This window comes from Methylomagnum sp., from assembly GCF_054333355.1.
In genome coordinates, this window is sequence record NZ_JBTEKS010000195.1 from 1 (window position 1) to 8,250 (window position 8,250).

The 8,250-nt window shown below is 69.2% G+C and carries 1 protein-coding gene; it reads right to left on the minus strand.

The window, feature by feature from the left end; genetic code table 11:
* Positions 1-8,250: SDR family NAD(P)-dependent oxidoreductase (locus tag ACXWUF_RS14340; RefSeq protein ID WP_458503297.1), on the minus strand; the 8,250-nt coding region annotated here is incomplete at both ends.

Genomic DNA, 8,250 nt, shown 5'->3' on the forward strand with positions numbered 1-8,250 from the left:
GGCAACACCGGATTGCCCCGGAGGAATTGCTCCGGCCCGTAAAGCTGATAGGTGCCGAACATGACCCCGACGAACACGCCCACGTCCTGCCCGGCCAGTGGGCGGCGGCCATAGCCCGCGTCTTCGACCGTGTGCCAGGCGGTTTGCAGGAACAACCGCTCCTGCGGGTCCATCAATTCCGCCTCGTGGGGGGTGATGCCGAAGAACAGCGGGTCGAACTTGTCGGCGTCGGCGACGAATCCGCCCCAGCGGCCATAGCTCTTGCCCGGCGTGGCCTGGTCCGGGTCGAAGTGTTGCCGCCAGTCCCAGCGCTCGGGGGGAATCTCGGTGACGCAATCCCGCCCCGCCGCGAGGTTGTCCCAGAACGCGGCGAGGTCGGGCGCTTCGGGGTAACGGCCACTCAGGCCGATGATGGCGATGGGCTGGTCGTGGTTCTCAGGGCGCGCTGGGATGGGGAGGCTTGATGACTGGTTGGTCACGCTGGGCGGTGTGGCTTCGGTCGCGGGCTGAAGCCCGCTCCCACCGGGTTCTGGGTACAACTCGGCCAGCTTGGCGGCGTGGTGCTGGGCGAAATGCCCGGCCAGTCCCGCCAGGGTGCGATGCTCGAAGAACAGGGTCTTCGGCACCCGCCCGAAGTCCCGTTCCAGCAAGTCGCTGAGCTTCACGATCAACAACGAGCTGAATCCGTAGTCTTCCAGCGGCGCTTGCGGGTCGATGCGCTCGGGGGCCATGCCGATGGCGTCGGCCAGCAATCCGCGCAAATGCCGCTCGGCTCGGCGGTAGGCGGCCTCCGCGTCGGGCGCGGTGGATTTAGGTTCGGGCGAAGTTTCGGCACGGATTGCCGCACCGAACAACCGGGCCAGCCCATCGGCGCGGCCTCGCACCACGCCCGCGTCGGTCAGGCCCGCCGTCAGGGCGTATTCCAGAACCCGCCAGCCGTCCGCCGTTGACAGCGGCTCCAGCCCGAATTCGGCGCGGCGCTGGGCGAGGATTTCCGGGGCCAGGCTCATGCCGCCGTCCTGCCAATCGCTACACGCCAGGGCCAAACTGCGGCCCCGCCGCTCGCCCGCTGCGACCAAGGCGGCGCGGTGTCGGGCGTAGTCGTTCAAATAGGCATTGGCGAAGGCGTAGCCGGTCTGACTGGCGTTGCCGACCACAGCGGCGAGGGAGTCGAACAGCACGAAGCAATCCAGCGGATCGTCGCGGGTCACGCGGTCGAGAACCTGGGTGCCATCGATTTTGGCATCGAAAAGGCCGGTCAAGTCGTCCGGGGAGAAATCGCGGAGCAACCCGTCGCGGACGCTGCCCGCCAGATGCAGCACGCCATTCAACGGGCCGAAGCGCCGCCGGGCCAATTCGGCGGCGCGGGCCATCATCGCTGGCTTGGCCGCGTCCGCTGGGACATATAGCACTTCGGCCCCGAGTTGCGCCAAACGGGCCAGGGCGGCGCCGTCCGGCTTGCGGCGCCCGGTCAGCAACAGCCGCGCCCGGTAGCGTTCGGCCAGATAGTCCGCCAGCTTCAAGCCCAAGCCGCCCAAGCCGTCAGTGATCCAATACACGCCGCCGGTCTTGAAGGCGGGTGGCAGCGGACCATCCGGCAATCGCTGGACATCGTGAGTGAGGCGGTTTTGTCCCGCCCCGCCGTGAATCAGCCGCACATCCGCCGGTTCCGCCAGCGGCGCGGCTTCCCGCCACGGTTCCACCACGTACAACCCGGCGGTTTCCGGGCGGGCCGGGGCGCGGTAGGTCATCCCGACCAATTCAGCCAGCACCGCGCCATCGGCCCCGGCCAGACGAATATCCAGCCGGGCTGTGTCGGGGCCATCCGCATCAGGTCGAGCGATGGCGTGAACATAGCGGGTCGCCGCCAAGGGCGCGTGCCAAACCAGCCGGTCCAGCGCGACCGGCAGATAAAGCCGCTCCGGGTCGCGTGCCAACAGCCCGGCGGCGGTCTGTAACGCGCCATCCAGCAGAGCGCTTTCCGAACCATCCGGCACGGGCAGCAAATAAGCCAGGGCTTCCTCGGCGTTGCTGCGCAGTTCCGCCACGACCCGCAGGGATTCGCCATAGACCAGGCTCCGCGCCGCGAACGCCGTGTACAAGGCCAGCGCGTCCAGCCGCGCCGGGCAACGGGCGGCGATGGCGGTGGGCGAGAAAGCTTCTGGTGTGGCCGTGTCCGCGCCCGCCAGCATCAAGCGGCCACGGGCGAAGGCGGAGACCGCGCCGGTTTCCCGCAACTCGAATAGCACCGCCCCGGCCTCCGGGGTCAGGCGGATGTCGACGCCGATGTCGTCCTCCATCACCAGCGGGCGTTCCCAGGTCGCCTGTTCGACGCCGACCACCGCGCCGAAACTCGCCGCCGCCTCCCGCGCCAAGGCCAAGCCGACCACGGCGGGCAGGATGGCCCGGCCTTTCACCACATGGTCCCGGATGAGGGGATCGTCGCGGCGCAGGCGGCGGGTTAATTCCCTCTCCAGCGGGAGACCTGTCCTGAGCGTAGCCGAAGGGGGGCTAGGGTAAGGGGAAATCAGAAACAGATTTCCTTCTTTTTCATCCGATTGAACCTTGTGAGGAACAGCGGAAGAAATCCCTTTGGAAATCCCCTCACCCCTGCCCTCTCCCGCTGGAGAGGGGGACGATTCACCCGACACCGAGGACAACCAATGCCGTTCACGGGCGAAGGGATACGTGGGCAAGGACACCCGGCGGCGGTTATTGCCCCGTTCCCAAGCGTCGAAAGGCAGGTCCGCGCCTTGGCTCCACAGCTTGGCGACACCGGCCCAGCCCTCGGCGGCGAACACGGCTTGCAAGGCTTCCGGCGTCGTGGCCGGGTCGATGGTTCGCGTCGATCCCGTCCCGGCGGTGCCGCGCCAGATGCCTGCCGTATCGCCATCCAGCCAGCGGCCCAGTCGTTCGGCCAAGTCGGCGCGGCTATGGGCGATGAAGGCCAGCCGTTCCCGCATGGGTTCGCGGCCCACCCGCAGGGTGTGGGCGATATCCGCCAGGGACGCGGCTTCGTCCCGCCCCAGCCAATCCCGCAGCCGCCGGGCCGCATCGCGGAGGCGGTCGCCGTCGCGGGCCGACAGCGGCACTAACTCCGGGCCGTGGTGGGCGGGGACGGCGGGCGCTGTCGGCCATTCTTCCAACACCAGATGGGCATTCACCCCGCCGAAGCCGAAGGAACTCACCCCCGCCCAGCGTGGCAGCGGGGCACCGTGTTCGTCCGTCAACACCGGCCAGGGGCGCGGCGCATCGGCCAGGAAGAACGGCGTGCCGCAGAGGTCGATGTGGGGATTCGGCGCGTGGATGTGCAGGCTGGCGGGCACGCGCTTGGCCCGCAAGGCCAGCACGGTCTTGATCGTCCCGGCGATGCCCGCCGCCGCTTCCAGATGGCCGATGTTGCTCTTCACCGTGCCCAAGGCGCAGTGGGGCGCGTCCCGGCGTGTCCCGCCCAGGCGTTCGGTGGCCAATTTGAGTCCGCTGATTTCCACCGGGTCGCCCAATTCGGTGCCGGTGCCGTGGGCCTCGATATAGCCCACGCTGTCCAGGCCGAACCCGGCGGCGGCGTAGGCGCGGGCGTATAACTCGGCGTGGGCCTGCGGGTTGGGCGCGGTGAGGGAACCGGCCCGCCCGCCGTGATTGATCGCCGAACCCCGGACGAGTGCGTGGATGGTGTCGCCGTCGGCCAGGGCGCGGGACAGCGGCTTGAGCAGCAACACCCCGCCGCCCTCGCCCCGCACGTAGCCATCGGCGCGGCGGTCGAAGCTCTTGCAGCGTCCATCCGGGGCCAGCATCCCGGCCTGGCCGAAGGCGAGGAAGGCGGTGGGCGTGAGCAATAGGTTGATGCCGCCCGCCAAAGCCATCTCGCACTCGGCCAGCCGCAAGGATTGCGCCGCCCGGTGAATCGCCACCAGGGCGCTGGAACAGGCGGTGTCCACCGGCTCGCTGGGTCCGCGCAGGTCCAGCAGATAGGACACCCGGTTGGGCAACAGGGTGGACGCGATGCCGGTGGCGTATTGGGCTTCCGGCGGGATTTGGGACGCTTGCAGCAATTCGGCGTATTCCCGGTTGCCGATGCCGACGAACACGCCGGTGCGGCTGCCCGCCAAGCTTGAGGGCCGGTAGCCCGCGTCTTCAATCGCGGCCCAGGCCAGTTCCAGGAATATCCGCTGCTGCGGGTCCATCAGCGCGGCTTCGCGGGGGGAAATCTTGAAGAAGGCCGCGTCGAAGCGGTCCACCCCGGCGATGAACCCGCCCCAGCGCGGCCCGCGTCCGGCCTCGTCTTGATGTTGTCGCCAGTCGAAGCGGTCAGGGGGAATCTCGCCGATCAAATCCCGCCCGCTCGAGAGGTTGTCCCAGAACGCCGCCAAATCCGGCGAGCCGGGGAAGACGCCGCTCATGCCGACGATGGCGATGGGTTCAGCCTCGTCGGTCGGGCATGTATTCCCATGCCCGACATCCCCATCCCCGGTCGGTGCGAGTCGGGCATGGGTACCTGCCCGACCTACGAAAGTTTCGCCATGCGCCACCCACAAATGCCCCGCCAACCTCGCCACCGAAGGCTGCTCGAACAAATGGGCGGGCGACAAATCCAGACCGAAGCGGCGGTTGAGGTGGGTGGCGAGTTCGGTCAGCGTGATTGAATCGAAGCCCAACTCCTCCCAATTGGCATCCGGCTCGATGTCGCGGGGAGCCAGCTTGAGTATCTGCCCGATGATACCGGCCACCTGTTCCGCCACATCCGCTTGGGTTGGCGCGGCTGCCGCCGTTTCCGTTGCCGCCGGAATGGCGGGCGCGTCAACCACATCCAAGAATTTTTTGAGGCGGGCCAAATCCCCGGCCATCACCAACACCCGAGGCAAGCCCAACGTCAGACAGGTTTCCAGCGCCACACAGCCCGCCTCGTTGCCCAAGGGACTCATGCCGGTGGTTTCCATCAGATGGCCCAGCTTGTCCGCCGGGATGCGCATCCCGCCCTCGGCCCAATACGGCCAGTTAATGGCGACACTCAAGCCGTGGCGTCGGCCCGCCAGCCGCCAGGCTTCACGGCGTTCCGCGTAGCCGTCCAGGAAGCGGTTGGCGAGGGCGTAATCGGCCTGCCCCACGTTCCCGGTCAGCGCCGCCAGCGAGGAGCAGAGCGCGAAGAAATCCAGCGGGTCGGCGGCGGTGGCTTCATCCAGATTGATCGTCCCGGCCAGTTTCGGCGCCAGCACGCGGGCCACGGACGCCGCGTCCTTCTTGAGGATCAAGCCGTCCTCGATGACTCCGGCGGAATGGATGACCCCATGCAGCCCGCCAAACCGGGCACGGACCTCGGCCACGGCGCGGTTCACCGCCGCCGGGTCGGCCACATCGGCGGACAGGTACAGCGCTTCCCCGCCCAGGCTCCGCAGTTCGGCCAGCAAATTCTCGTGGGTGGCGTTGAGCGGGCTGCGGCCCAGCAAGGCCAGCCGCGCCCGGTAGTGCCGGGCCAAATGACAGGCGAAGCACAGCCCCAGCCCGCCCAGCCCGCCGCTGATGAGGTAAACGCCGCCCTCGCGCAGCACGCTAGACCCACCCGCAGACCGACTCGGTTTTGCAAACCGAGTCGGTCTATCCAGCAACTCAAGGCCAGCGATTTCACGCCGCCCGGCCCGATAGCGGATTTCCCGCGCCTCGCTAGGCCGCGCCGCCAGTTCACGCCGGGCGTGGGCCGCGAAGCGTCCGGGCGTGGCTTCGGCGGCATCCAAGGTCAATACAAAACCGTCGAGGCGCGGATTCTCCCGGCGCAAGCTGCGGAAGAAGCCGGACAACGCGGCGTGGCGGACATCGGCCCGCCCGTCGCCGTCCAAACAGGCCAAGAGCCAAGCCACCTCGCGAGTCGGACGCAGGCCGATCAAGCCTTTAGTGAGATACAGCGCCGCCGTGAATTCCGTGCCATCTTCCAATCCGCCGCCGGGCAGGCAGCGGCAATCCAGCAAGCGCCACGGCCCCGCGCCCAGTTCGGCGAGTTGCCCGAACAGCCAGGGATAGTCCTCCTCCGCCTCGGGCCGGATGCGGAAATGCCGCTCGCCCAGCCGCGCCCGCGCCGGGCCGGATTCCACCAGCACCGCGTCGGCCCGCCCAGGCAGGACATCCCAGCGCGGTCCCGGCTGGTCGAACATCACCAGCAGGCCCGCCGTTTCCGGGGCGGCGGAGAGCGCGTCCGTTGCCCGCCACGCGGGCCGGAAATAATGAGGGCCGTCGCTGGACGCCGGGATGGCCTCTTTCACAGGCGCGACGGCCCGCACGGTCAGGCCGCGCAGGTCCGCGATGGCTAGTCCCGCCGAGTCGAACAAACTCAGGTCGAACCGCGCCCCGCCGTGGTCCGGCAGCGCCGCCGTTCGCCGCACCTTCACCCAGCAGGCCACGCCGGGGTGGCGGTGAATATCCAGGCTGTCCAAAGCAAAGGGCAGATACAGCCCGCCCTCCCGGAACCCACCGGCGTGCAGGGACAGCAAGGCCATGGTTTGCAAAGCGGCGTCGAGCAGGGCCGGGGGCAGCCGGTAATCCCCCGCTGTGGCGGCTTGCGCCTCGTCCAAGGCCAGTTCCACCAGCGCCACATCCCCGCCGCACCAAGCCCGCCGCACGGCTTGGAAGGCCGGGCCGTAGTCCAGTCCCCGGTCGGCGAAGGCCCGGTATAGCGCGGCGGGTTCCGGTCCCGGCGCGAAACCGGCCCGCAACGCGGCCAAATCCACCGGGGCGGGTGGTTCCGCGACGCTGGCGGACAGCCGCCCTTGGCTGTGGACGCGCTGACCTTCCCCGCTTCCCGTCACGATGGAGAAATCCCAAGCACCGTCCGGGCGGGGTTGCAGCCGGATTTCGGCGTCGAGGTCGCCCGTATCCGGCACGCTCACGGTGCTTTGCAACACTAAATGGGTCAGTCGAACCGGGGGGCGCTGCATCACCCGCGCCCCGGCGGCGAGGGCCAGCTCCATCTGACAAACCCCCGGCAAGGTGGGCCGTCCCTGTACCCGGTGTTCCGCCAGGAACCAATCGCCCGCCCGCAGCCGCTTGGTGAAGGCACGCGGGCCGGGAACCTCACGGTCCAGCCAGCCCCGCACCGCCGAATCGGCGGTTGCTTGCGGTGCCGCTGCCGGGGTAAACCAATGCCGTTCGCCCGCGAAGGGATAGGTCGGCAAAGACAAGCGCCGCCCGCCCTCGGGATGCAGCACCGACCAATCCAAATCCATCCCGCCCGCCCACAGCCGGGCCAGCGTGTCCCCATCCCCCGCCGCCGCCGTGGCCCGCACGAAAAGCCGCCCGGCCTCGCCCTCACCGAGCAAGTCCGCCACGTTGGAATCCGCCCGCACCCGGCCCCGATGAATTCCGGGTACCGAATCATTCCCGGCCAGCGCGGCATCCAGCCGTTCCAACAATTCGGCCCGGCTGCCCGCCACGATGGCGAGGCGTTCGGCCAGGGGTTCGCGGCCCAGTTGCAAGGTGTAGGCAAGATCGGTCAGCGCCCCGCCGTCCATTCCCGCCAAGAAATCCCGCAGCTTGCGGGCATAGGCATCCAGCCGCTCGCGGTTGCGGGCCGAGAGCGGGACGACGACCACGCCCGCCGGACGCCCGGCGGCGGATTCGGATGGGATGAATTCCTCGACCACCAGATGGGCGTTGGCCCCACCCGCGCCGAAGGAGCTGATCGCCGCCCGCCGGGGCAGGCTCCGCCCCTCGCGCACGGGCCGAGGCCAGGGCGCGGCCTCCCGTCGCAGGTGGAAGGGCGTGGCGGCGAAATTGATGTTGGGGTTGATCTCCGCCGCGTGCAGGGACGGCGCGAAGCGGCCATGGCGCATCTGCAACAGCACCTTGGTCAGCGCGGCGATGCCGGCGGCGGATTCCAGGTGGCCGATGTTGGATTTCACCGAACCGATGGCGCAGGGCGGCGCGTCCGCCGGCCACGGGCCGAAGCCCCGGACCAGCCCGGTGATTTCCACCGGATCGCCCAAGGCCGTGCCGGTGCCGTGGGCTTCCACGTAGCCGATGCTGTCCGCCGCCACCCCGGCCCGCCGTAGCGCGGCGGCGATGACCTCGCCCTGCGCCGCCGGGTTGGGCACGGTGTAGCCGTGGGTCTTGCCGCCGTGGTTGATGGCCGAGCCTTTGATGACGCCGTGGATGGGGTCGCCATCGGCCAGGGCGCTTTCCAAGGGTTTGAGCAACACCGCGCCCACGCCCTCGCCGGGCACATAGCCATCGCCGCCCGCGCCGAAGCTGCGGCAGCGCCCGTCG